19 protein-coding genes and 1 pseudogene are annotated in these 25,466 nt (G+C 60.7%); 4 read left to right on the top strand and 16 right to left on the bottom strand.

Features of this window, described 5'->3' with window-relative positions; genetic code table 11:
• Nucleotides 1-56 precede the first annotated feature (56 nt).
• From NW855_RS02015 to NW855_RS01980, 8 genes are all read right to left on the bottom strand, one after another.
• The gene (locus tag NW855_RS02015) at nucleotides 57-1,673 is read right to left on the bottom strand and encodes an apolipoprotein N-acyltransferase (RefSeq protein ID WP_011431519.1); all 1,617 of its coding nucleotides are present in this window, start codon (nucleotides 1,671-1,673) and stop codon (nucleotides 57-59) included.
• A 112-nt stretch (nucleotides 1,674-1,785) separates the two neighbouring features.
• On the bottom strand, nucleotides 1,786-2,424 hold the full coding sequence (locus NW855_RS02010) for a DUF305 domain-containing protein (RefSeq protein WP_414346209.1): 639 nt from the start codon (nucleotides 2,422-2,424) through the stop codon (nucleotides 1,786-1,788).
• Between the two features lie 140 nt (nucleotides 2,425-2,564).
• Nucleotides 2,565-7,826 (bottom strand): response regulator, encoded by a 5,262-nt coding sequence (locus NW855_RS02005; protein WP_414508292.1) that lies wholly within the window; start codon nucleotides 7,824-7,826, stop codon nucleotides 2,565-2,567.
• A 183-nt stretch (nucleotides 7,827-8,009) separates the two neighbouring features.
• A complete protein-coding gene (locus tag NW855_RS02000) occupies nucleotides 8,010-10,460 on the bottom strand; it encodes a methyl-accepting chemotaxis protein (protein ID WP_414402743.1) in 2,451 nt (816 codons plus the stop codon).
• A 308-nt stretch (nucleotides 10,461-10,768) separates the two neighbouring features.
• The gene (locus tag NW855_RS01995) at nucleotides 10,769-11,287 is read right to left on the bottom strand and encodes a chemotaxis protein CheW (protein WP_041438647.1); all 519 of its coding nucleotides are present in this window, start codon (nucleotides 11,285-11,287) and stop codon (nucleotides 10,769-10,771) included.
• Between the two features lie 111 nt (nucleotides 11,288-11,398).
• Nucleotides 11,399-11,764, bottom strand: coding sequence for a response regulator transcription factor (locus NW855_RS01990; protein WP_414508291.1), 366 nt, complete (start codon nucleotides 11,762-11,764; stop codon nucleotides 11,399-11,401).
• Nucleotides 11,761-12,147, bottom strand: coding sequence for a response regulator (locus NW855_RS01985; protein ID WP_011431513.1), 387 nt, complete (start codon nucleotides 12,145-12,147; stop codon nucleotides 11,761-11,763). Before NW855_RS01985 ends, NW855_RS01990 begins: the two co-directional genes overlap by 4 nt.
• 227 nt (nucleotides 12,148-12,374) lie before the next feature.
• Entirely contained in the window at nucleotides 12,375-13,517 is a 1,143-nt protein-coding gene (locus tag NW855_RS01980; RefSeq protein WP_011431512.1) for a response regulator, read from the bottom strand.
• A 289-nt stretch (nucleotides 13,518-13,806) separates the two neighbouring features.
• Between NW855_RS01980 and NW855_RS01975 the strand changes: the two genes are divergently transcribed.
• Nucleotides 13,807-14,091 carry a YggT family protein gene (locus NW855_RS01975; RefSeq protein WP_011431511.1) on the top strand — a complete coding sequence of 95 codons (285 nt, stop codon included), beginning with the start codon at nucleotides 13,807-13,809 and terminating at the stop codon, nucleotides 14,089-14,091.
• An 18-nt stretch (nucleotides 14,092-14,109) separates the two neighbouring features.
• On the opposite strand, the gene NW855_RS01970 is transcribed toward NW855_RS01975, so the two are convergent.
• Nucleotides 14,110-15,228, bottom strand: coding sequence for an electron transfer flavoprotein subunit alpha/FixB family protein (locus tag NW855_RS01970; RefSeq protein WP_414508290.1), 1,119 nt, complete (start codon nucleotides 15,226-15,228; stop codon nucleotides 14,110-14,112).
• 137 nt (nucleotides 15,229-15,365) lie between these two features.
• A complete protein-coding gene (locus tag NW855_RS01965; RefSeq protein ID WP_011431509.1) occupies nucleotides 15,366-16,217 on the bottom strand; it encodes an electron transfer flavoprotein subunit beta/FixA family protein in 852 nt (283 codons plus the stop codon).
• Between the two features lie 361 nt (nucleotides 16,218-16,578).
• On the opposite strand from NW855_RS01965, the gene argS reads away from it, so the two are divergent.
• Nucleotides 16,579-18,375: an arginine--tRNA ligase gene (gene argS / locus NW855_RS01960; protein WP_011431507.1), complete on the top strand. Its 1,797-nt coding sequence runs from the start codon at nucleotides 16,579-16,581 to the stop codon at nucleotides 18,373-18,375.
• A 206-nt stretch (nucleotides 18,376-18,581) separates the two neighbouring features.
• Here the strand turns inward: argS and NW855_RS01955 are convergent, their stop codons facing one another.
• The 6 genes from NW855_RS01955 to NW855_RS01930 all read right to left on the bottom strand — a co-directional run bounded on the left by NW855_RS01955 (nucleotide 18,582) and on the right by NW855_RS01930 (nucleotide 24,556).
• A complete protein-coding gene (locus NW855_RS01955) occupies nucleotides 18,582-18,797 on the bottom strand; it encodes a hypothetical protein (RefSeq protein ID WP_011431506.1) in 216 nt (71 codons plus the stop codon).
• 15 nt (nucleotides 18,798-18,812) lie between these two features.
• Nucleotides 18,813-20,477: a hypothetical protein gene (locus tag NW855_RS01950; protein WP_414402742.1), complete on the bottom strand. Its 1,665-nt coding sequence runs from the start codon at nucleotides 20,475-20,477 to the stop codon at nucleotides 18,813-18,815.
• 276 nt (nucleotides 20,478-20,753) lie between these two features.
• Nucleotides 20,754-21,629 (bottom strand): shikimate dehydrogenase, encoded by an 876-nt coding sequence (locus NW855_RS01945; protein ID WP_099812719.1) that lies wholly within the window; start codon nucleotides 21,627-21,629, stop codon nucleotides 20,754-20,756.
• A 35-nt stretch (nucleotides 21,630-21,664) separates the two neighbouring features.
• Nucleotides 21,665-22,168 (bottom strand): hypothetical protein, encoded by a 504-nt coding sequence (locus tag NW855_RS01940; RefSeq protein WP_011431503.1) that lies wholly within the window; start codon nucleotides 22,166-22,168, stop codon nucleotides 21,665-21,667.
• A gap of 67 nt (nucleotides 22,169-22,235) precedes the next feature.
• Nucleotides 22,236-23,468 (bottom strand): response regulator, encoded by a 1,233-nt coding sequence (locus NW855_RS01935; RefSeq protein ID WP_414346684.1) that lies wholly within the window; start codon nucleotides 23,466-23,468, stop codon nucleotides 22,236-22,238.
• 320 nt (nucleotides 23,469-23,788) lie between these two features.
• The gene (locus NW855_RS01930; RefSeq protein WP_414402741.1) at nucleotides 23,789-24,556 is read right to left on the bottom strand and encodes an SIMPL domain-containing protein; all 768 of its coding nucleotides are present in this window, start codon (nucleotides 24,554-24,556) and stop codon (nucleotides 23,789-23,791) included.
• A gap of 386 nt (nucleotides 24,557-24,942) precedes the next feature.
• Here NW855_RS01930 and NW855_RS01925 point away from each other — a divergent pair, with 386 nt between their 5' ends.
• Both NW855_RS01925 and NW855_RS01920 read left to right on the top strand, forming a co-directional pair.
• The gene (locus NW855_RS01925; RefSeq protein ID WP_041438641.1) at nucleotides 24,943-25,218 is read left to right on the top strand and encodes a DUF4404 family protein; all 276 of its coding nucleotides are present in this window, start codon (nucleotides 24,943-24,945) and stop codon (nucleotides 25,216-25,218) included.
• A gap of 30 nt (nucleotides 25,219-25,248) precedes the next feature.
• A pseudogene (locus tag NW855_RS01920) lies at nucleotides 25,249-25,466 on the top strand (hypothetical protein); the annotation flags it as partial.

The raw sequence follows: 25,466 nt of genomic DNA, 5'->3' as shown, positions 1-25,466 counted from the left end.
GTTCAGCCAGTTCAGCAGCGCAAACTGGGAACGCGGGACGGGAAAGCTGACTTAGACTATTGATGCTCACCAATCTTAGCGCATCCTTGCCCTGCTCGGGATCCCCAGGCCGTCAATCCTAGAGAAAGACCTAAGGTTAACCAGGCCAGCCAGTCGCCTGTGCGCGTGTAGAAGGTTACCTGGGATTGCCGCCTGACCTCTCCAGTCACCACTCCGCGCTGAAAAATCGGGCCCACCTGCTGGAGTCGACCTGAGGGATCCACCACCAGGTTGCCGCCGGTGTTGTTGACAAAGACCACGCTGCGCCGGTTTTCGACCGCCCGGAAAACCGAAAGCCGGCCGTGGAGCATGGGCCAGTGGCTGTTGCCAAACCAGCTATCGTCGGAGATCACGATCAACGACTCTGCTCCATTGCGGGTCAGAGTTCGGCTGGGGGCGGGCAATACACTCTCCAAGCAGATCATCACCCCCAAAGGCCCAAACAGCTCCCCTCCCGCCAGCGGCCGATAGCCATCTGGGGAGGGCGCGTAGCGCCCCGACTCAAAATAGGGGAAGATCCACTGCTTGCCAAACCAATCCAGCACTTGGCCTTGGGCGTTGAAGAAGAGGGCGGTGTTGAAAAATCGCTGCTCCTCCTCCGGCAGGTGGGCTGTGCGGGGATCCGGCTCCGTGGCCCCCGTAATCAAAGCCCCTTCTGGGGGGAGGATGGCTCGCATTGGCTCGATCACATGGGGTTGCAGGGGGGTGTTCAGCAACCGGGCCCGCAAGGCTCCTTCCGGCCAGATCACCAACTGCGCCCCCTCGGCCACCGCCTGGGCCGAAAGCTGGTGCAACTCCCGGTAGCGCTGGCTGCGGTACTCCCAACTGCGATCGGCTTCCAACCAGGCCACCTGCTGCACCGTCCCCACGCGAAAGCTGGGATCCCCTTCCGCCGCCGCTAAAACATCAAAGTAGGCCAGCCGCAGGCTGCCATAGGCCAAGACCAGCCCCCCCAGACCTAAGCCGCAGGCCAGCGTGCGCCGGATATCCGGGTTCTCGGCCCCCGAGCAGGATCCCTCTGCCCTCCATTGGCAGCGGAGCTGCTCGGCCAACTGCCAAACCACGCCATTGACGAACACGGCAAAAAAGGTCACTCCCCAGATCCCGGTGAGATCGGCAATTTGGATCCCCAGGGGCCAGTCAAAGAGCAGGGATCCCCAATGAAAGGGGATCGGCCACCAGAGCAGGCCCAGCAGCCCATCCAGGCCTGTCCAGACCGTGGCCAGGCCCAGGGGACGTGCCCAGGGGGGGAGGGGCCGGCTCAGCGCCAAGCTCAAGACCGTGGCTGTTGTGAAAAACAGAGGGATCAGGGGAGCCACCACTGCTCCTCCCAGGATCTCCCAGGCGCTGAGCACTTGAAGCGAGAAGGGATCCACCCAGAAGGCGTACAGGCACACGCAAAACCAGAGGCCATAGGCCAAACGCCACTGCCTCCAACCCTGTTGCTGTTCGCAAAGGTAAAACAGAGGCGCTAGGCCCAGCAGCGCTCCCGGAAACCAGTGCAGCCAGCGGTTGGGGGATCCCAAACACAGCAGCAAAACGGCCAGCCCCGCCAGCCAGCGGGATCTCCACTCTGGGCGAAGCGGTGGGAGCAAAGCCGGGTGTTGAGGGAAGGAGGGCAGCTCTAGGGCCATTGGCAATGCAGGGGAATCCTCTGAGTGCTGCGGGCAGCCGCAAGAGCCGGCCTTGCTCGCATCCCATCATCTTTACAGAGCCTGCTGAGGCCTGCAAACGATCCCAGCGGCCCTAGCGCGGATACCACCGCTTTTGCCAGGCCCGCATTTGCTCAATCTCCGCTTGCTGGGTAGTGACAATGGCTGTTGCCAGTTGCCGAATCTCGGGGCACTTGGATTTTTCCAGAGCCTCTCTAGCCATGACCAGGGCTCCTTCGTGGTGCTGGATCATTGCTTGCAGGAAGCGCAGATCGAACTCAGGGTCAGCGGCTCCCAGGTCGGTATCCATGCGCATAGCCGAGATCATTTCTGGAGTCATGGCCATCTGGTGGCCCATCTCTTCATGCCACATGACGGGCTCCTGGGGAGCTAGCGGGTACCAGCTCAGCCGCCAGTCTTGCATCTGCTTGATTTCTTGGCTTTGGGCGACCCCAATGGCCCTGGCCAACTGACGAATTTCCCGCCGCCGGGATTTTTGCAGGGCTTCTGTGGCCATGCTCACCGCTCCCTCGTGGTGGAGGATCATCGCATCCAGAAACCGCAGTTCGAAGGATTCGTCGGCAGGGCCTAGGCCTAGCCGATGAGCTCTCTGGATTGAGAGCCCCCCCTTGTTCTCATGAGCAGTTGCCTCTAGCCCCAGCTCCCTGGCAAGCCAGGGATTGCCCAGGACAAACCCACCAGCCAGGATGAGAGCACAGACAGTCAGGCGCATCGCCACTTCTCTCCGAGGACAACAGGTCAATATCCTACGCCTTCCAGCCCCCTCTGGAGTCAAACCCTTTGGCGATCCTGGCGCCAGAGTGGGATCCCTTAGCTTGGTGCCTCCATCTGGGCGCCCCTGGCGTCGCCAGTTCAGGAAGTGGGGTTGGGTGCCAACAACTGCTCCCCTTGCAACATGCGAGCGGCAGCGCTGAACAGCTCTTCCTCCAAGTAGGGCTTGGTGAAGTAGGCAGTGGCTCCCAGCTCGCGGGCTGTCTGCCGGTGCCGTTCTGCCCCCCGTGAGGTGAGCATAGCTACTGGAATATGCCTGAGGTTGCTGTCTGCCCGTATGCGGGAGAGCAACTCCAAGCCGTCCATGCGCGGCATCTCGATGTCGCAAAAGATGAGATCGCAGCGCAAGCCACCGCGAAGCTTTTCCCAGGCGTCCTGGCCATCGCGGGCTTGCTCCACCCGGTAGCCCACCTTTTGAAAGGACATGGAGAGCAGTTCCCGCACTGCAATCGAGTCGTCCACAATGAGCACCGTGGTTTGATGGGTTTCCTCGGCACGTGGCTCCGCAGCGCGACGCTCCGCCCAGAGGCGGCTGAGATCGCGACGGCGGCCTTGGGCCATATCTACCAGTTCAAGGACGTCAGCAATTGGCAGCACGCGACCATTGCCCAGCACCGTTGCCCCAGAAATGCCAGGTGGTTTGGGCACAGGCCCGCGCAATTGCTTGATCACGATTTCCTGCTCTTCCACAAAGCTGTCCACCTGCAGGGCAACGTACTGGCCGGCACTTTGCAGGACGACGATGGGCAGGATGCCCTCCTCTTGGGCGATGCTGTAGACCTCTGAGCGGCTGCGGCTGTGGCTGCGGCTGTAGGACAACAGATTCGAGAGGGGCTGGAAGGGAAGGCGTTGATCCCGCCAGGGAATGGAGGGCCGCCCCTGTTCATCCGGCTGCACCTCGTCGACGGGAACATCCAGCATCTCCTCCACACCGTCGAGGGGGAAGGCGATCAGGGCTTTGTCGCTGACACACACCATTGCCTTGGAAATGCTCAGGGTAAGCGGCAGGCGGATGGTGAAGGTGGTGCCCTTGCCGCGCACGGAATCCACTTGGATGCTGCCGCGCAGATCGGTGATGTTGCGGCGCACCACGTCCAAGCCAACCCCCCGCCCGGCCAGATCGTCCACCTCGCTGGCCTCGCGAACGCTAAAGCCGGGGTGGAAGAGGACGTTGAACACTTCTTCTTCGGTTGCCTGCTCTGACAGCAGCCCCAGCCTTTGCGCCTTGGCCTTGATTTTCTCCACCGGGATGCCGGCACCGTCGTCGGCGACGACGATGATTGTCTGGTTGCCCTGGTAGAAAGCTTTGACGGTGATCTTGCCTTCAGGGGGCTTGCCCAAGCGGCGCCGCTCCTCAGGGGGCTCGATCCCGTGCACCAGGGCATTGTTCACCAGGTGGGTCATCGGGTCGGAAAGCTCTTCCAGGATGGCCTTGTCGATGAGGGTGTCGCGGCCTTCCACCACCAGGCTGGCCTGTTTGCCCGTTTTGATGGAGAGGTCACGGACGGCGCGGGGCAGCCGGTCGGCAATTTGCGAGAAGGGCACCATGCGCGCCCGGTTCAGGCCTTCTTGCAGTTGGGTGGTGACCTGGCGGAATTGGCGGGTGATCTGCTCTGCCTCGTCCACCGCAAACTCGATGTCGGAAGAAGACTCGCGCACCCGCACGATGAGCTCAATGATCTCCTGGGCCAGCGTGTGGAAGGCCGTAAACTGATCCATCTCCAACTTGTCGAACTCTTGGCCTATGGAATGACCCACCCGTCCCCGAGGGGATTCCTCGCCGTTCCGACCAAACCCCACCGTTGCCGCGCTGCTGCGGCTGGAGAACAGCGCCGCTTCCAGCAACGAGCGGTCGTACTGATCCCGCATGCGCTGGCCCAGCTCCCCTAGCTGTTGCACCCGGCCCAATAGGCCATCCAGAAACTGGCGCAGGCGAGTTTGGTTTTGCTCCATGCTGTTGCGGATGACCACCAGCTCTCCCACCAAGTTGTTGATGGAGTCGAGGTGGCGCACCTCCACCCGCATTACAGGATTGCTGAGGGCAGATCGCCGTGTGGTCGGTGCTGTTGGGGTAGCCGGTGCCGTGGGGGCGGCTGTTGCTGGGGCGGCGACAGCGGGCGGAGAAGGCGCCGGCGCTGCTGCAGAGACTTGGGGGGCGACCTCGAGATCGCCTAGGAGGGATTCCAGTTGGGCTGCGAAATCGTCGGCGACCTCGCCGCTCACGGCTGTAGGGGATCCCACAATGGGAGCGATGACCTCCTCTAGCTCAGGGGGCACCGCTGGTTCGGCGGCATCGAAAAGGGCGGCCAAATCGTCCAAACTTGGGGCAGGAGAGGCTTCCGGCGCTTCTTCCTCCAAAGGCTGTGTCTCATCTGGGGAAACAGTCGCGCTCTGGGCAGCCAAGAGCTCATCCTCCGCGAACAGGCTTTCCAGTTGGCTGGCCAGATCGTCCTCTGCTGGCTGGGAAGCTCCGCCTTGCTCTGCTGCAGCTACAAGTGGTTCTGGCTCAGGCAGAGTCACTCCCTCCAGACTGCTCCCTTGCAAAGCCTCTGCCTCGCCCAGGAAAGTGGCCAGATCTGAGGGGATCGCTTCCTGGGCGGCCTCCCCTTCTGCAAAGAACCGGCTCAACTCATCCAAATCCACCTCGCCATCCATGGCCGAGAGGGATCCGCTGGTTTCTAAGCTCAGTGCTTCGGTAGCGGGCTCCTCGGCAAATAGAGCCTCGAGGCGGTCGAAGGCCTCCGCGGGCTGGCCCTCAGGATAGAGAGCTTCTTCCTGAACCGGGAAGAGGTTCTCCAAAAGAGCCCAGTCCTGGGCCTGTGCCGCATCCCCCGTGCCCGGGGCATCCTCCAGCGTCTCCCCGGCGAAGAGATCGGCTAGGCTCAGCTCGGCCCCCAAGTCCGGGGTTTCCGCCGCCGTCGACTCGTCGGAAGGGGCCAAGAAGCTCTCCGCCGCAGCGGCAGGTTCGCCGGGCGAAGATTCTTCGGCGAAAAGGTCTTCCAGTTGCTCGACTGCGGCAGAGTCGGCAAGGTCAGAAGAGGGTTGAGAAGCCACCTCGAAAGAGGGGGAAGGTTCGCCTGCTTCTTCTGGGCTCCACCAGGCCTGATCCGCCGCCGAGACAAGGCTCTCCAGGCCGCCTTCAGCCGCAGAGTCCAAAGATGTCAGGGATCCCGTCTCATCGGGGACAGAAAAGTCCCCCGGCCAGATGTCGGCGGGGAACTCAGCCCACAAGTCTGCGGCCGCCTCCCCATCCCCAGGCTGGAGGGACGGAGACGGCTCCTCTGCCCAAAGATCCGCTTCCGGCCCGCTGTCGGGAGCAGCCCCAAAGTCAGGCAACTGAGACAGCTCCTGCAGAGGAGAGCTCTCTACTGCCAGCTCCTCGAGCTCGAACAAGGCTTCCACTCCGACACTTGCAGCTTCGTCTGCAGCCGAGGCTTCCTCGGGGCTTTCCGCAGCGACTTGGGCCGCCCGCTCCTGGGCGGGGACATCCCAGATGGCCTGGCTGGTTTCCTCGGCTCCTGTCAGCTCGGCAGGCTCGACAGGTGACAGCTCTGCCGCCGCTTCGCCCATTACTTCGGCAAACAGCTCCGCCAAATCCGTTTCCGCTCCCCCCTCTTCTGGGCTCAGCTCCTCAAGCGCCTGCGAAAAAGGCTCGGGGGAAGGAGGGATCAGCTCCGGCGGCGGCTCTTCAATATCGGATAGCTGCTCTGCGTTGGCAAACAGCTCGTCAAAGGCGGCGGAGGCTTCTGCTTCCAGGCTCAAAGGAGGGGCGTCGAAATCGCCTGAGCCAAAGCTCAGCCTATCCTGGAGCCAGCCGCGGGCTGCTGCGGCTTCTTCCGGCGCGGCGACGCCCTCTTGGGCAAGGTCGGCGGCTGCTTGCCAGTCTTCCTCTGGCAAAGCCTCGGTGGACATCTCCGGCCAGCTCAGCCCTGAGCCCTCCTCGCCCGCCAGAACGCTGTCCATCTCCAAAGTGGACGGCGGCTGTTCGGCCAGCAGATCCCAGGCCGCCTCCTCCGCTTGCAGGGTTGCTTCGACGGGGATCGCCTCTCCTGGTTCAGGTTCTTCTTGGCTCCCATCAGGGGCAGAGGATTCTTCTGCCGGGATCCCAGCAGCGGCCCAGTCCGCTGGGGCAGGCGTGCTCTCGGGTTCGAGGAAGAGCGGCTCTGGCTCCTCAAGGGCCGGCAGCACAGGGCGGAAGGCCAACAACTCAGCGGAGGGCTGGATGGTCTGCGCTGCTCCGCTGGCCAGAGCTTGGTGAGCCTGTTTCAAATCTCTCAGAACCGGCAGAGCCAGTTGCCGCAAATCCTGGGCAGGATCTGCCAGGATCTCGCCAATCAGGCGGGCTAGGGCCGTCCAGCCGCCCAGATCCACACCTTCGGCCTGTCCCACCTGCTGGAGCGATTGGGCCAAGCTTTGCAGGGCAGGCCGCGTTGCCGGGTCGTCAGGACGCTTGAACAGCTCCAGCATCTGGCGCAACAGGGCCGGGATCTGCTGGTGAACCACCACCTCCAAAGGATCCGGCGGCGGAGCGGGAGCCGCCGGGCGAGCCAATTGCTGCAATTCCGCCGAGGCCGTCACCTCTTCGGCCCTGCCCGCCAAGATAAGCTGCTGCCCCTGCTTCAAGTCTCGCAGGGCGACCAACGCCAACGTTCGCAGATCGGCGTCGGGGTTGCCCAGGGCTTGCTCGAAGGTTTCTGTGAGCTGCTGCCAGCCCGCCAGATGATGGGCTTGCCCGATCTGCTTGAGAACGGCATTTGCCTCCCGCAACTGCTCGCGAATGCCCGGCTGATCCCCTCGCTTGAACAGCTCCAACATCTGCCGCAATTGCTGCGGCACCACTTCCGCCATCTCTTGTTGTAGGGTGCGGGCCGCCGGCGGCGGGGGGGCAGCCGGAGCAGAGCTAGCGACAGGGCCAGCGCCGAGAAGGCTCTGAATGTAGTTTTCAGTCTCCTGAAAAACCGGCTCCAGTTCCGCCAGCGTCGCGTTGCTGAACTCCTGGGTGAGACCGCGAGGGCTCTGCAGCTCGTCCAACAACGCCGCCAACCCATCAAAAACTCGCAGCAGCAGCGTCTCCAAGTGCTGATCCACCGGCACTTCGCCCGGGCGAGAGCGAAACACGTTGAAGAAATCCTCTAGGCGGTGGGCAGTCCGCTGAATGCTGGCGAGGGCCAGCATGGCCGCTCCGCCTTTGATGGAGTGGGCAGCTCGGAACAACTCGTTGATCAGCTCAGGATCGCTCACGCTGTCCCGCAGGCTGAGGAGCCCTTGCTCGATCGTTGCCAAGTGGTCGCGGGCTTCTTCGATAAAATAACCGAGGATCCGCTTTTGTGCTTCTTCATTCATGGCAGGAGGTTCCTCCTACAGCCCACAGGTACTCATATCAGTAGTAGCAGATCGGACAGGGGAAGCTCTCCCATGCCCGGATTCTGTCTTGGGACAGAGGGATCCCGATGTCCCTGAAGTGCGGCAACTTCCCATCGGGATCCTTGCTTGTCCCTAGGATGCCCGCCAACCGAGCAGATTTGCTCATTCATCCCCCACCCGGAAGCGACCGACAGAAGCTTGCAGCTCGCGAGCGATGCTCACCAACTGTTGCAGCGAGCTGGCTACCTTCTGCGCCTCTTCGGACGTCTCGTTGGCAGTCAGCTCCACTGATTGCATTACCTGGGCCACGGCGCGAGAGGTTTCTGTTTGCTGCACGGTAGCCTGAGAAATAGCCCGCACCAGCCCATCGATCCGCCGGCTGACCTCGATGATCTCGTCTAGGCTGCTTTTGGCCTGCTCAGCCCGCCGCGTCCCCTGGATCACCACCTGCGTGCCCTCCTCCATGGCCGTCATCACGTTGCTGGTCTCCGACTGGATCTGCAGCACAATCTGCTCGATCTCCTTCGAGGCTTTGGCGGCCCGGTCGGCCAGTTGTCGCACCTCGTCGGCCACGATGGCAAAGCCCCGTCCCGCCTCGCCCGCCCGGGCGGCCTCAATACTGGCGTTGAGGGCGAGCAGGTTGGTGCGCGAAGCAATTTGAGAAATCAAGGCCACGATCTTGGAGATTTCTTGGGAGGATTCTGCCAAGCGTTTCACCTTGCGGGTCGTCTCTGCTGCCATTTCCCGAATTTCCAGGATGCTGGCCACCGTGCGATCCACTGCTTCTCCGCCGCGGGCGGCTGCTTCCGTGGCTTGAGCAGTTACGTTGGCCGCCTCGCGGGCGTTGCTGGCTACCTCTTGAATTGATTCCGTCATCTCCTGAATGGAGTTGAGGGAGTTGGAAATCTCCTCCGCCTGGCGCAAGGCATCGGCAGAGAGGCTGCGGGCAAAGTTCTCGCTCTGCAAAGCCGCATCGTTGACGGCAGCGGCGGCCCGCTTCACTTGGACAACGATGTCCCGCAAGCTGCGAATGGTCAGGTTGAAAGAGTCGGCGACGGCGCCGAGCACATCGGCAGTGACCTCCGCCCGCACCGTTAAGTCCCCGCGGGCTGCCCCCTCGACGTCGTCCAGCAGGCGAATGACCTGGCGTTGTAAGTCCTCCTTGGCCTGTCCCTGCTCGGCAGCTCGCTGGCTCAGATCGGCAAAATGGGCCTCCAGGGCGGCAGCCATTTGGTTAAAGCTGTTGGCCAAGCGGCCCAACTCGTCATCCCCTCTCGCCTCTGCTCTGACGGAGTAATTCCCCTGGGCCAAGGCGGCAAAGTGGCTGGCCAGCTCTTGAGCGGTGGAGCGAATGTGTTTGGCACTGCTGGCCCCCAGCACAACTCCGGCTCCCGTGCCGATCACTCCACCCCCGATGACCCCGGCAAGCAAGCGAGCTCCCCCATTGGCGGGGATCCCCAGGCCAATGGCCAACCCGGCAGCCAAACTCACGGCTCCTTGGATCAGCGCTGTGGCCAACTGCCGATCGGCAAGCGGGCGGTTGGCGATCCCAGCGAACATCCCCGCTCCCTGGCCCCCTGGGAGGGGCATCGAGATTGTAGGCGAGCTGCGAGCCGTTCCGCCCGCCTCCTGCGTCTCCCCCTCATCGGGAGAGAAGACCGGCACCTCGCTGCCCTCCATGCCGGCCAGTTCGCGATCCAGACTGTCCAGCTCGTTGAGCTCGAAAAGAGCAGGGCCAGGACCGGCCGTGTCTTCTTCGGGGGCAGGGATCGGCTCGCTCATGGGGGTGGCCAATTCCGTCGGCAGGCCCTCATCCAGGGATCCCACCTCCTCTTCCCCAAAAGTGGGTAGGGAGAAGCCCATCTCCTCGGGAAAAGCCGCGTCGCCAGCCAACTGCGTAATAGAATCACTGTCTAGATCCTGCAGGTGCTGCCGGTCGAACTCGCTAAGGAAGGCAAAATCGTCATCGACCACTGGGTCTGTTTGAGGCTGCTCCCTGCCCGCTCGCAAAGCGGTCTCTCCCGGAACCGCTGGCGGCGTTACCTGAGGGTTGGCGGGCAGCGGGTGAGAGGAGGCAAACGGATCCGCAGGCTCCATTTCTAGCCTTGTCTCAAAAGGATCCGCAAAGCTTTCTTCCTCGCCAAAAGTCATCTCATCGGCGGCAAAGCTGTCGCTTCGCATCGAGAAGAGATCCTGAGCAAAGGGGTCGGCCTCCTGTTCCCTCATCGCCTCAAACTCAAACTGGGGAAAGGGATCCGCCTCCTCCGGTTGAGGTGGGAACTCCCCTTGAGGTTGGAGCTTGTCTTCCTGCGCCGGAGAGGGAACATCCGCCAGCTCCGGCGCCATCTGGAGCAGCTCCTCCAGGCCCCTGCGGGCCGACTCCAGCTCCTCAGGATCGCTGGCCGTCTTGAGGATGGTATCGTAGGTATGGCGGGCTTCCAGCAACTGCCCCGCTTGCTTCTGGGCCGAGGCCAGCAGCAACTTGACAGCAGTATCCTGCGGCTGAGCAGCGGCTACCTGGTTGAACAACCGCACTGCCTCGACGTAGTCTCCCTGCCAAAAGGCGACCATTGCCTCGGTAAAGTCTCTCTGATTGTTTGCGCTCGAAACCATGGATCCTCCCTTCCCTGCTTGGCTACCTCTGTTGCTACTTCAACCCAAATGCCCAGAACTCCCCCAACACCAACCCGCCTAAACCCTTTAGATTGTTAAGCTACAGATAGGTTACCTCTCCCAACTGGCTGCTTTGCTCCCAAAAAGAATGGGCTCTTGCCCTCTTTCCACAGACCATTGGGGCAGCACGGCCACACTCGCCGGGTGGCCGGGCGCCAATCTCTAGGGAACAAGATCGGCTCCATTCTTTCCATTGTGAATGGCTTTGGAATTTCCGCATTTCTGCCGAACTTGCGGCTAGCCATTCCTCAACCCCAACGGTCGGATCTCAGGATGGCTGACTGATCCAGCAGCGGCAAGCGGGCTCCCGTCGCGGGCACCACCCATTCCCCTCGCAAGAAGGGAGCTATCGACTCAGGAGCCACGAGAACAGGCCGCACCGCTTCCGTCTTCAGCCACTCCATGCCCACAATTAAATCCACAGCCAGGCCCATCAGCAAATCCGGTTGATCCATCACGGCCACCACAGGGAGCTCGGCGCGGTCGAGGTTGAGGGGCGGGCTGATCCCCAAAAACTGCCCCAGATCCGCAACCCAGATAATTTCGCCCCGCAAGTTCAGAGTGCCCAGCAGAACTGGCGCGACATTCGGCATGGGGGTAATTTTCTCAGGGCCGATGCTCATCACCTCTACAACCGATACTGCCGGCAGGGCAAATTCTTCTCCGGTGGCGACCTTGAATTTCAGGAATAGCTCACCTTCGGGAGCCTCCATTTCCTGCAATTCTTGGGTCTCATCCCCCATCAACAGATCCAGATCCCCTAGCATGACGCTCCCCCGTATCGATGGTCTTGTGGAGGGGTGGCCGCCGCTCCCTTGTCCAGGGCATGGAACCCCTTTGGGCTCTGCCAGCAGGCATAGAGGCGGGATGGGCGGTTCCTAGCCTCTCAGCAATTGCTTAATCGTACCCACCAGTTCCTGCGGCTGGAAAGGCTTGGCAATATAGGCATCTGCTCCCTGGCGGAGCCCCCAGTAGCGGTCGAACTCTTCGCCTTTGGAAGAACACATGACAATCGGGGTTTTTTGGGTGAGCGGATCGGCCTTGAGGAGACGGCACACTTCGTAGCCATTCATCCGCGGCATGACGATGTCCAGCACGATCAGGTCGGGCTTGTTTTGCTTCACCGCCTCTACGGCTTCCACGCCATCTTCCACCGTCATCACCTCGAAGCCGTTTTCCTGCAGCAACTTGCCGATCATCTCCCGCTGGGATTGGCTGTCTTCCACCACCAGAATGCGACTCATTTTTGGCTGGTCTCCTTGATCTCCCGCAACTGCTGTTTGATAGTAGCCAATAGCTCTTGAGGCTTGAAAGGTTTGGTTACATAGGCATCGGCTTGATTGCGCTTGGCCCACTCGATATCAAAGACTTGATCTTTGGTGGAACACACGACGATGCGGATGTGCTTGGTGCTTTCATCTTTCTTCACTTCCCGGCACACTTCGTAGCCGTTCATGCCAGGCATGACGATGTCCAGCACCACCACGTCAGGCTTCTGCTGACGAATGATGTCCATCGCCTCCACACCGTCCATGGCTGTGGAGACTTCCAACCCGCTCTCGGAGAGCAGGCTGGAAATGGCCTCCAGATAGGTACGGTTATCATCCACCACCAGTACTTTGCTCATGGTCATCTCGCCCCTGCTGTGTTTCGCGTGTCCGGTCAACGCTGGCGGCTACCTGAAGTGGGATCCTGTCTTTCAGCGCTTTTGGCTGCATCTGGCCTTGCAGCCCCAGGCTGGTTGGGCTACCTCCTATTGTTTGGTGAAGTTCCTCTTCTGTCCAGTATTCTGCAGTACTCTGCTTGCTTGGCTCGAATCTCGACATTTTTTAGGGATTTCGGCTGGCCCCCCGCTTATTCGCCACCGCCCCGCTTGGGAGGTGGGCCCACATAAGATTCGACGACGGTCAACAATTCCCTCTCAGAAAAGGGCTTGCTCAGAAACTCGTTGGCCCCGGCCATGCGGGCCTTGAGCCGGTCGGTGAAGCCGTCCTTGCCGGTGAGCATGATCATGGGGGTTTCGCGGAACTGGCTGGATTTGCGCAACATGGCGCACAGCTCGTACCCATCCAACTTGGGCATGGCCACATCGCAGAGGATCATGTCGGGGTTGAGGAGAAACACCTGTCCCAGGGCTTTGAGGGGGTTGCCGATGGTGGTGACCTGGTAGCCCTCGTTTTGCAAGATGAACTCCACGGTTTTTTGGATGGCCATGGAGTCGTCGATGCAGAGGATGTGGGCGGGCTTGTCGCTGGGTTTGAGGGGACGAGTGCGCTGGGGCTCGATGATCAGGACGGGATCGGAGAGGTGGATCGCCCCTTGACGAACATAGGGATAGATGGCTTTGGCTACCACCAGGGTGTCTCGGCCCAGGTAGCGACCCATTTGGCGAATGCTGGTTTTGCCGTCCGACCACTCGCTCAGCGCCTTGAAGACGGGGGCGGGCAGGGTTTGCTGGAGGGGCAGGGGGTTGACGATGGTGGGGGCTTGGTTGGGGTCTTGGATGTAGGGGTGCAGCTTTTTCCACTCCTGCACCTGGGTGACCATCTCGGCGAGCAGAGGGGTGACAGGAAAGGTGGTCAGTTGGGGGGCCAAGGGGGATCCAGCCTCGAAAATGAAGGAGCCCTGGTGGAGGCTGAGCAGGTCGAAGAGGACTTCCCGCACCATGCCCAGCAGGATTTGCTTGCCTTGGCTGGGGTTGAGCTTGTGGTTTTCCAGCAAAGACCAGAGGCGGTTGTATTCGGGGGCATTGACCGCAGCTTTGGGAGGGATCTGAACTTCGTCTAGGGCGGCTTCCAGCTTGAAGCGGCGCAGGTAGTCTTTGAGGCGGGCGATGTGGCCTTCGGTTTCAGAGGCGTAGATGATTCGCCCGTTCAAGAAAAAGACAAACCAGTAGATGGAGGGTCTGGCCTCTACGAAAAGCTCACCGGTGCGCTGGCCCAACTCGATCAATTGAAGGATGCTTCGGATATCGATCTCTTGTAATCTTCCCTGCATGGGATCCCTGCCTGCAGTCAGCAAGATATGACCATTATGACGCTAGCCTTCTTGCTGCCATCCCACAAGGGGAGCTTTTTGGGGAAATAACCCACTTTGAATCCTGAAGATTTCTGGGTTCCTCGGGCTTTTAGGTTGGAACTGGCCAGAAGCGGATCCAGGGATCCCTTTTCAGCGACCAAAGGACTAACTTCTGGTTTGAAGGCAAGCCGATGGATCTGCACAGGCGGCTTTCCTTGGAGCAGAATAGGTGAAGAACCTCCCCTGAAACTCAATTGTTGCAAAAGCAATGCTGCCGATTTTCACCACTTGGGTGCTGGGCCCGCTGCTGGCGCTCTACACCGTTCTGTTTGTGCTGCGCATCTTCTTATCCTGGTATCCGCAACTGGATACCTCTCGGCTGCCCTATTCGCCAGTGGTCGGCCTGACGGAGTTTTTGCTGCGCCCGACACGCCGCCTGATCCCGCCCCTGGGGGGGGTGGACATGGCGCCTGTAGTGTGGGTGGGCCTGGTTACCCTGTTGCGGGAGGTGTTGCTGGGACAGCAGGGATTGTTGACCATGGCCCTGCACTAAAGTGCTTTCCCAGGAGGATTAGCGGCCCTGCAAGATAGGGATCTGCAGGGGGGGGGTTGGCGAAGGCCGGGCAGGAGAGTCCGCCTGGGTTTTCTCCTGCATCTGCTGCAGTTGCCGGATCAGTTCGGGCACCACCTGGTAGAGATCCCCCACGATGCCGTAGTGGGCAAATTTGAAGATGGGGGCAGAGCTGTCTTTGTTGATGGCGATGATGGTCTGGGACTTGTCCATGCCGACGCGGTGTTGGATGGCCCCGGAGATACCACAGGCGATGTAGAGCTGGGGGCGGACGGTCTTGCCAGTTTGCCCCACCTGGTGGGCATAGGGGATCCAGCCGGCATCCACAGCCTTGCGGGAGGAGCCGACGGCGCTGTTGGGGAAACAGGCGGCCAGCTCGCGCATCAGCTCAAAGCCGTCTGCCGATCCCAGCCCGTAGCCGCCAGCAACGATCACTTTGGCCCGCGTCAGATCGACGGCCTGGGAGAGGTTGCGCACCGTTTCCACAATTTGCAGCTTGAGATCCTCCGGCTCCAAGTTAACCGGCACCGGGATCACTTCTCCTTGGCGGGATCCGTCCCAGGGAAGCGGCTGCATCACCCCGGGGCGCACGGTGGCCATCTGCGGGTTTTTCCAGGGGCCGAGGATGCGGGCCTTGAGGGACTCGCCAAAGCTGGGCCGAATGGCGTACAGGCAGTCGGGGAAGAAGCCAGACTTGCCGGGATCTTTGCTGTTGCTGTACTCGAAGGGGCCGATGTCGAGCTCGGTGCAGTCGGCGGTCAGGCCGGTTTCCAGGTGGGCGGCCAGACGGGGGGCCAAGTCCCGACCGGTGGTGGTGGATCCCAGCAGGATGGTGTGGGGCGGCTGGGGCCAGCTTTTGATCAAGTCCAGGATAACGCGGCGGTAGGGCAGGGTGCGGTATTCGGCCAGCTCGGGGTGGTCGGCAACGAAGACCTGATCCGCCCCATGGCCGATCAGGATTGGGGGCAGGTGAGCGATGTTGTGCCCGAGGACAAGGGCGCTCAGGGTGGCTTCCAGCTTATCGGCCAGCCGTCGCCCCGCTCCCAACAGCTCCAGGCCGATGGGCTGCAACTCACCCTTGATCTGCTCGGCGAAGATCAACACCCGCTTGTGCTCCATAGAGCTTACGACTCCTCATCAAAGTAGAAAGGCTGGGAAGTTTGGTCAATTCCTATACAGATTTCCGCAACTTAGCGATAACTCACCTTTGGGCAGGCTGCAACTGAGAAGTTAAGGAATGGGTTTAGAGGGTGGAGTTAGCGGAAGGGGAAAGAGGGTAAAGCCTCTGGGGTAGCCAGGTAGAGGCTCAAGTCAAGTGCCTGAGCCAATTCCTTCACCAGTTGCGGCACGGGCTGCCCTTGAAAGATCTGACAGTTGCCGCCGATTTCCCCTACTTTTTCGGTGGCGGCCACGATGGTCGGGGATCCCTGGAGGCCGCAGCGCTTTGGATCGGCCCCCACATCGTCCAGGTTGAGGATCTGGATGGCCTCGGCCCGCGCCGCCTCATCCCGCATCAGCCGCTGCACCCGCTGCACACCGCGCAGGGTAGGATAGGCCAGACGCCGCGCCGAATTGGCTACCGTGACCAAGGCCGGCAGAGGCACCATCACGATTTGGGATCCCCCTTCGATGGCCCGCCGCGCCACCAGCATCCCATCGCGGATCTCGAAGGCCTCGCAATAGGTAACCTGAGGGATCCCCAGCCGCTCGGCCAACTGGGGCCCCACCTGGGCCGTGTCGCCGTCAGTGGTCTGGAGCCCGCAGAAGATGACATCGGGCTGGCCGGCGTAGCGAACCGTGTGGGCCAGGGTATAGGCGGTGGCCAAGGTATCCGAAGCGGCCAGGCGGCGGTCGGTCATCAAAATGCCCCGATCCACGCCGTGGGCAATGGCCTCGTAGAGCACCTCGATGGCCGGGGGCGGCCCCATGGTAATTGCCGTCACCCTCGCCCCGTGTTGCCGTTTGGTTTGCAGGGCCGCTTCCAGCGCATAGCGATCGAAAGGGTTGAGCATCCGCTTGGCCTTGGCCCGGTCGATCGTGCCATCGCTGTTGATGCCGGCTTTGGCATTTGGATCGGGAACTTGCTTGATCAAAACAAAGGTTTCCAAGCGGCAACTCCCCAGCAATTTTCTCCACGTTAGAAGGGATCCCCAACCTGCGCAGGCTTATTTAGCTTTTCTTTGGGATCGATAGCAGCTTTGGGCTTGAGCGTAGCCATGGCCGCAGAACCTGCCGGTTTCAAGGTTTCTCTCTAACAAGGTTTCTCTCTAAGAACTGAAGAACAATTTACTATGGTTAATGAGGCGCAATGATCTCTGCTTTTCAGTAACTTTGTTAGACATCTAACTTGATACTAACTTGGCGCTACAGCAGGAGTGGCTCTGGTAGAGGGGCCTAGCCCAGGCGGAAGTATGTCAAAATCGAAAAACGCCTCTTCTCTGGGTTGAATTTTCCGGCAAGGTCTCTGCCATGGCCACCCAACCCCTCTCCACCTCGCTAGTTCGCTTTCTCACCGCCGCTGTATCCGAGAGCATTCGACGGGCCTCCGAGGCAGGGCAACTGGGATCGCTGACGCTGGAGCAGGCGGCAGGAGTTGCTCCCACGATCCAAATTCCCAGCGATCCCCGCTACGGCGACTACGCCTGTCCCACTCCTCTGGGCATGGCCAAGCTCTGCCGCATGGCGCCGGCCCAGATCGCCCAGACTCTGCAAAAACACCTGGATCTGCCGGGCATTGCAACTGAGGTAGCAGGGGGGGGGTACCTCAATTTCCGGCTGGGGGATTCCTTTTTGGCCGAGCGGTTACAAGAGCTGTTGCGGTTGGGGGAAGATTTCGGCAAAACTGCTGCCCCCCATCCCGAGCGCATCCTGCTGGAGTATGTTTCCGCCAACCCGACGGGGCCCCTGCACGTGGGGCACGGGCGCTGGGCTGCTGTCGGCTCCACGCTGGCCAACCTGCTGCGCTGGACGGGGCACCAGGTGGAGCGGGAGTTCTACATCAACGATGCCGGCAACCAGATGCGGCTCTTGGGCCAGTCGCTAGAAGTGCGGGTGCGGCAACTGCAGGGCGAAGAGGTGGCTCTGCCGGAAGACGCCTATCACGGCAGCTACTTGGTCGATATCGCCCGGCGGCTGCTGGATCAAGTTAAGGCCGGGATCCGCCCTCTGCCCACCACCCCGGAAGAGTACACCGATTTTGCCTACGCCGAGATGCTGGCTTGGCAAAAGCAGACTTTGCAACAGTTGCGCACCGAGTTTGACCACTGGTTTAGCGAGCGCCGCCTGCACGCCCCGGATCCCCAGACGGGCCTGAGCGCCATCCAACAGGCTTTGCAGGAGCTGCAGGAGCGCGGCTTCCTCTACAGGGCCAAGGCGCCGCGGGGTGAGGATCCCAAGCCGGGAGCGGAAGAGGCCGTCTATTTCAAAACCCAAGAGTTTGGCGACGACAAGGATCGGGTGGTGCAGAAGGCGGATGGCTCCTTTACCTACCTGGCCGCCGACATTGCCTACCACCGCGACAAAGTGCGGCGGGGCTATCAACGGCTCATCAACATCCTCGGCTCGGATCACCACGGCTATATCGGTCGCTTGCATGCGGCGGTGGGCGCCTTCAGCCCGGATGTCAAGCTGGAGATCCTGATTGGACAATTTGTCAAATTGTTCAAAACCGACCCGGAAACCGGCGAGAAAACCGAAGTGCGCATGTCCAAGCGCACCGGCAATTTTGTCTCCTTAAACGATCTCATCGACGATCCCGAAATTGGCGTTGGGGTGGATGCGGCCCGCTGGTTTTTGCTCAGCAGCAGCATGGACAGCCCCATCAACTTCGATTTGGATTTGGCCGTCAAGCAAACTTTCGACAACCCGGTGGTCTATGTCCACTACAGCCATGCCCGCTGCTGTACCCTGCTGCGGCGGCTTCAGGAAGAAGAAAAAGTGGAGCTAACTAACAAAGTTACCTTGACAGAGCAACAAAAACTGCCCTACCAAGAACCCGAAGAGCGGGCCCTGTTGCTGCGCCTGTTGGCCCTGCCCGATGAGCTGATCGCCGCTGCCGAAGAGCGCGCCCCCCACAAGATCATCCGCTATGCCGAGGCGATTGCCGCCGATTTCAACAAGTTTTATGACAACTGCCGCATTTTGCCCCTTTTGAAAGAGGATCCCCTCTTGGCTCAAGCCCGCATTCAATTGGTGCAGGCCACGCGACAGGTTTTGTTTAACGTGCTTACCGGCATTCTCGGCCTGAGCGCGCCGGAGTCGATGTAGATTTTAAGTAACACCGATCCCCATCTCAATACGAGAGGGAACTTGGGGATCAACTGCCTAAGTTTCGACTCTGTGGGCGCGCAAGAGCACGTTGGTTCCTAGCCTCTCTTGAGCCATCCAAAAAGCGCAAATCCACCACGAAACCTCGTCTTGGCGATAGATGCCACCGGTGAAAAGGTAAGGTTGCAAAATATCGGCCATCTGGGCTAAAGCTGGCACCTCAGCACATGATTGGCCCACACTTCGGGATCCAGAGCCTCATAAACGTAATCGGAAGGGAAATATAGATGGCTTGCTTCCAGGCTAGGTTGGCTGGTCAGCAATAACTGAGCAGGATCCGAAGACTCACATCCCAAGCGATCCCCGATTTGAAACGTGAGTTGAAACAAGCGGTTAATCAGCTCGAATTGTTCGGCGCTCATAGATTGAGATGGGCATCAGAGTTGACAAGTGCGACGGCTGCGTTCCAGCTCCGGCTCGATCCAAGAGAGGGCAAAGTGACTCACACAGGGCAACTGCGGGAAGCGGCGGGCCAGCTCTGCCATTTGGGCTTCCAGGCTGGGGCGTTTTCGCTGCGCTTGTCCCCACAGGCCGGCAATGGCCGGGCAGACAAAGGTTTGGGGAGAGGCCACGGCCAAGACCTGCTCCACCTGCTGCGCCACACAGGAGCCATCCTCGCACTTGGCATAGGCCATTGGGTGCCACTCCATGCCGGGATCGAAGCGATCCCAGGGCTGGAGACGAGCGTCAAACCCTTCTCCCACCGCCTGATTGCCATAGGGGAAAAAGACGGCTCCGCTCGGGATCCCAAGGCTTTGGGCCGGTTGGGCAGCTTGCCGTAGGTAATCGAGGATCCCGTAGCGGGCAAACTCGACGCTGAGCTGCCAGAGCTGCTGCTGCCAGCGCTCCTGTCGGAAAGCGGCGCTGGGTGTCGGAGAGGGGGTGGGATTCGCCGACGGCTGGGAATCCTCGTTTGCAAGGCTTGAATGTAGATCTTCGTTCCCGCCTGCTCTGCCTTGGGCCATCCCGTCCCATAGCTCTGGAGAAAGCGGCCGCTCCCCGCTTGCGCTGGGCCTGGGATCCCCTGGCTGACGCCACTTGGGCTCTTCGCCATAGGTGGCGTCCAGGTGGAGCACATCCGCCACTGTCACGTAGCCCTGGCTGAGGTAACGCTCCAGCAAGGCTCGGCCTGCCGCGTTTTCTGCCAAATCCAGGTAGGCTTGCCGGGCCGCCTCCCCATGGATCCAGAGATCCCGGACGGTGGCTGCCAGGCTGGATCCCCCAGAGCCGCGGGGATAGCGAATGTAGTCGAAGAGGATCCCATCCGGCTGCCGCTGCAGGATGCGGCGGATCAGCTCGGCAAAATCCCGGCGCGCCACGGGATGGAAGGGATCCACAAACACCTCATCCGGGCTGCCCAAATCTTCCAGAAGGGCCGTTGCCGGATCCAAGACGGTGGTGAGGCCACGGCCGTTGCGGGCCAAGACTGCCTGACGATCCGGTCGCTGTCCGTAGCTGTAGCCAAAATTGAGGGAAAACACCCAGGCATAAGCCGAAAGCCCTCGCCGTCGCGCCGCCTTGAGGGCCAAATCCAACAAATCGGCGTTGGGCTGTAGGCTGGGCCAGATCCCGCCCCCACCATCTGGCAAAATGGAGCGGCCATCGTAAAACGTCTCGATAAAGACGCGGTTGTAGCCCAGGTTCACCACCTGGTCAAACACCTGATCCAACACGCCCGGATTGGCATCGCAGGGATGCAAGCGCACCCAAATGGCTTGGATTTGCGGCCAACGGCGGCTACGGCAGGCGATCAAGGCAGCGCGATGTTCTGCCAAAACTTGGTTGTATTCAGCTCGGGCGGCATCTGACTGGGCGGCCCGCTGGCGCAGTTGGGCCTTGCGCGCCACTTCCTCAGGCGGCTGCCGGCAGAAGGCGTCGAGGGATCCCCTCTGTTCCCCCCTACCCTGCAACCCGGAATGGCCGGGCCAGAGGAATTGGGCCTGGGCGGCGATCCCGGATCCCAGGAGTATCAGCGCGCCGAGCACGCCCCCCAGCCAACGGATCCCGTATTTTTTCCACCGTTGCCTCAGCACTCCCGACACTCTCAACCTCTACTGAGAATGGCTTCAATCCTATCCTCTTTCTCCTCTAAAGATCGGCAAATCAAAAGCAATTGTTCCCGCTCGAACAAGCTCAATCAAGCTCATTTAACTTCGAGCCCGTTGTCCTGAAACTTCTCGCACGACTGTGGGCTTCTCAGCGCGGAGAATAACATTGCAGGAAGCTCGATCGTTTACCGATTTCAACAGAGTGAGGAGCCTATCTTTGTAGCAAAAAATACGGCTCTGTTTGAATTCAAGACTCAGCCAAGAGGACAACTAGGAGTTGGGATCCCCGATCTGGGCCAACTGCTGCCGGGCCGCCTGCCGCATCACCTCTACCGGCACGGGCTTGCCCCCCAGCCAGAGGGAGAGGGCTTTGGCCCCCTGGTGGATCAACATTTCCAGGCCGCCAATAGGGGTGTGGCCCAGCTCAGCAGCCATGCGCAGCAGCGGTGTGGGATCCGGCACATAGACCAAGTCATAGACAGTGGCGCCGGCGGGCAGAAGGCGCAGTTGCTCCCAGCTGAGGGGAGACAGCTCAGCAAGGGATCCCGGCTTATGCATGCCCACGGGGGTGGTGTTGACCAAAAGCCGCGTCTCAGCCAGGTGGCGATCCAGTTCTGCCCAGCTCAGCGTCTCCACCTGCGGCCAGGTCTGTTGCAAGGCACGTAACTTCTCAGGGGATCGCCCGGCCACCCGCACTGGCCCCAGCCCCAGCTCCAAACAGCCCTGGATGGCCGCCCGCGCCGCCCCGCCGGATCCCAGGATCAGGGTGGGGATCCCTTTCTCCAGGCCCAGCAAAGGCTGGACAAAGCCGTCGATATCGGTGTTGGTGCCGCCCCAGCCTCCCTCCGGCAGGGCGTAGACCGTGTTCACCGCTCCCACCGCTGCCGCCCGCGCTTCCACCTGGCTGAGCAAAGGCAGAATCGCCTGCTTGTGGGGAATGGTGACATTAAACCCCCGCACGCCGATGGCCGCCAGGCCGGCCACCGCCACCGCTAAGCGCTCTGCCGCCACCGGAAAGGGCACATAGCAGTAGTCTTCTCCCATGGCCGCCAGAGCGGCGTTGTGCATCGCCGGGGATAGGCTGTGGGCCACCGGATCCCCGATCAGGCCCAGCAACTGTGTGCTTCCCGAAATCCGCCTGTCCACTCCAATCCCAACTCCAAATTGTCTGCGAGTCTCGGCTATCGAGATTCCGACTCCACGCGATCTAGAGTTTGCCGGTAGCGCTGCCGCCAACTGGCCAGGGATTCCTCGGAAATGTGATCGATTAAGTTGCTGATCTCTCCCAGAATTTGGTAGGCGCGGTCAAAGCTTTGGCGGGTGCGCTCTTCTTGATCTGGTTGGCGCGCCTGCACCATGTACAGGCTCATCTTGATGGTTTGCAGCCGGTTTTTGCCCAGATCCTCCAGCATTTCGCGAATCTGACCGATGGCCTCCTGCCGCACTCGGCGCTGCCGCCGCCGCAACAGCCAGAACAGAATGCCGTGGATAACCCCCACCACGGTGGCGCTGACTGCCGTTGCCATTGCTACGGAAAGAGCGCTGCGGCTGGCCACCCAACCGCTGAGCAGGATTACGCCTATCCCCACCGCTGTCAGGATCAGCTCGATGTTGTCGAGAAACCACCTTCTTGCTGACTTCCAGGTAGCGGATCCTGCTCCTCGGCCCTGAATAGAATTGAACATCGCTGTTACACCTCTCCCCCACCCATTCTGCTCAAGCCAACCTGATGGCAAACTTTGGGGATCGGACTTACCGGCGCAGTCGCCATTTTCCGCGGCCCAGTTGACGCTTTAGACGACGCCGCGGTTTCCGCCGGCGGATCCACAAGGGCCTCTGAGAGCGGGATCCCGCTGCAGAGGTTTCAGATCCAAGCCTGCCAACCCTTTGGCTTAGCTCTTGGTTTTGTTGCCGCAACTCTTCGAGCTGCCGGAGGTGAGTTTCCAACTCCTGGCGCAGGTTGGCATTTTCTTGTTCCAGACGTTGCAGAGATTTCAGCAGCTCTGAAGACTCCGTCCCCCTGACACGGTCGGAAACGAGGATGGGATGGGGAGCAGTCACCACCGAGGTGTGGACATTTTTGCTGTCTCGCAGGGCTTGGGCAGCCCGTCGCAACAGGGCCACCCCCTTGGGATCGTCCTTATCTGTGAGCGTGGCCGCCCCAAATTGAAGCTGCACCGGCAGCGCTTGCCCATTCACCACAAAGGGATCCTGGATCAACCGCTGGCAGCAGCGCTCGGCAGCGATCTGGGCAGCGGCCAGAGTGCTCCCCGGCAGCACCACGATAAACTGGCCCTCGTCGTAGCAAAAGAGATCATCCCCCTCTCGCAAATTGTGGGCCAAGCGATCCGTAAACAGCTTGAGAAGAGCAGCCCGACCGCCGGCCTCCAGTCCTTGCCCCAGAGCAGCGAGGTTGGCCAAGCGCAGCACAAACAAACTGAGGGGATCCGATTGGGCACGGGCTTGGGCCACCCGCAACGGCAGGCGAGTAACCAGATCCTGCCGATTGCCCAAAGCAACCGAGCCAGAAGGAGATGAGACTTGTTTTTGTCCAGTCTGGAGCAGATATTGCTGGCGGCGGCTCTCCACAATGCGCAGCCCTGCCCGCACCCGCGTCAGCAGCTCCGCCGCCTGAAAAGGCTTAGAAAGAAACTCGTCGGCTCCGGCTTCTAAAGCCCGCTCCATGTTGTCGTTGCCCTCGCGGGCGGTCATGAGGATGTAGTACACCCAGGCATATTCGGGCGCTTGCCGCAACTGCCGGCACAGCTCTAGGCCGTCGAGAGCGGGCATGACCCAGTCGGCAATGATGAGATCTGGAGTTCGGCGGCGGATTTGTTCTAGGGCAGAAAGGCCATCCAGGGCATAGGAAATACTACAGCCCTGCTTGCCGAGAAAATTAGAGAGCATTTCCGCCACCATGTAGCTGTCATCCACGATCAGCACATGGGCCCGCAAGCTGCTGGCTTCGCCTTTGCTAGCGCCCAAGCTTGCCTGAGGGCCTTCAGACGTACCAGTGGCAGCAGCGCTCTCCAAATTGGGATCCACGGGCAAGCCAAAGCCAGATGAGAAGGAAATCCGGGAAAGCAAACTTTCCAATGGTTTTCCATCGCCATTCTAGACGTAGGGATTGGCAGCCACTACCTAACTTTGCCGGGTTATTTTTTTGAGATTTTTGAAGTTTCGTAGTCATTCCCAACCCGAGGAAGAGGCTTCTAGGCGTTCCTCCCTCTCCCAGGGGGAATCCTTCTCTGCCCCAGCGAGAGGGAAGGCAGGGTTCGACGCGACTTCATGGCCGCCACAGGAACCTAGAAACGAATCTCGAGCGTGACTTGGGCGCGCACCGTTTGCTGTCCCCCTTCCACTGGCGTGGTGGCTGCCTGGAGAGGGGCATCCTCCTCCGCTCCACCCATGCCTGGGGACGGGGGTTGGACATAGCTGTCGCTGTGAATCTGGATGCGTTCCACGGAACGGATGCTCAGGTTCAAGGCCCCCAGCACGTCACTGGCTTGGCGTCGAGCATCTTCCACAGCTTGGGTTAGGGCGCGGCTGCGTGCCTGCAACCGGGCGGCCTCATTGGCTCGGAAGCTGACCGACTCCACTTGGGTGGCTCCGGCAGCCACGGCTTCGTCCAGCACTTGTCCTGCTCGGGCTATGGGCACCTCAAATTGGAAGCTGTTTTGCCCCTGGATCCCTGTCAGGCGAGGCGGGCTCTCTCGGTAGTCGTATTGGGGATAGAGGGAAATGCCGGTGGTCTGCAGGGCGCTCACCTGCAGCTCCTTGAGGCGGTTCACCAGCCGCTCCGAGCGCTCGGCCACCTGTTGCTGTACCGATTGCGCCGTCTCCCCTTGGAGCACCACCCCCAGCCGGATTACCGCAATGGAGGTTTCCACCGCAACAGATCCCTGGCCGGTTACCGTCAAAGTTCGGGATCCTTCACCGGGACTGGCCATCGCTCCTCCATTGCTGCCAAGCCCATTCCACACCAATAAGACCAGCGCCAGTCCCAAAGCCAGCCAGGGCATTCCCTTCAAGAATCCCAACTGCTCTTTTTTCCAGCCCTTGCTCCCTTCCATGCTTCATCCCCAACTTACTCCCACCGCTCTTCCATCTGGCTGGACAAAAGCCCCAGCCACCAGTGCCCTAGCCTCACCCAGACGTTGCGTTGCTGCCCACCGCTGCAACAGCCCCTGGCCCTGTCTAATTCTAATTCCTAGGAACAGGGCAACGGCAACTGCTGCCCCCAGCAGGGCCAATGCCAGCTCAGACATAGGGATAGACAGCAAGGCTACTGGCCATCCTAATGAGAGTTGCTCCAAGGTTGGGATCCCTGGCTGCAAAAGTTAACCTTTGCCGCCTCAGCCACCCCCAAAAGAGCGATCTCCGCTCCTGCCCATAGGACGTATGATCGAGTCAGCGTGGTCAAAACTTGATTTATTGATTTGTTAAGGTCTTTTTGAGAATGGCCGAATCAAAGCTGCGACAACTGCTGCACGATCTGGATGTTGAGCTGCAAAAAACCTCCGGCTTGGATGAAAGGCAGCGGCAGCACATTGCCGCCATCCGCCAGGAGGTGGAAGCCGTGCTGGCAGAGCTGGGATCCCCAACCAAGGGCCAACAAAACCCAGGGCGCAAAGCTCGCATTGGGGAAGCGCTGGCACTGTTTGAAACCTCCCACCCCAACCTCACGCTGATCCTGGAGCAGGTGATTGACACATTGGCAGGAATGGGTTTGTAGTTCCCGCGGTGGGTATCCAAGGGTTTCAGAATGAACGGCCAAGACCGCTTAGATCGAGTAGAACAACTCCTAGCTCAGGCAGCCGAGCAAACTGCTGCTAACAGCCGCGAGATCCAAGAGCTGCGCCAGGCCATTCGGGAAAGCCACGCCGAGCTGAGCGAGCAAAACGCCGCTCGCAGCCGGGAAATCGAGCAGCTGCGCCAGGCCATTCGGGAAAGCCACGCCGAGCTGAGCGAGCAAAACGCCGC

It is taken from the genome of Synechococcus sp. RC10B2, assembly GCF_047502635.1.
This window is presented reverse-complemented; position numbering and strand designations above follow the sequence as displayed.